We start from the raw sequence: 205 nt of genomic DNA on the forward strand, positions 1-205 counted from the left end.
CAACCTTGTTATATGAATAGTTAAGCGTTAAGTTTTCAACATCATAAAAACGTGGTGTTTTATCTGTTGTACGGGTTTTTCTAACACCAATAAAGTTGATGCTTTGACGCCTTGTATAATCTTCTGACTGTTGCTTTATTGTTTCTTTTTCTTCTTCAGAATTTGCTGCATCTAATCTAGATTCTAATGTTAAATCTTTATAAAA

Annotated in this window: 1 protein-coding gene; it reads right to left on the bottom strand. The window is 30.2% G+C overall.

The window, feature by feature from the left end:
- Positions 1 to 205: hypothetical protein (locus tag FUA24_RS23515; RefSeq protein WP_148545771.1), on the bottom strand; the 205-nt coding region annotated here is incomplete at both ends.

Source organism: Seonamhaeicola marinus (genome assembly GCF_008085455.1).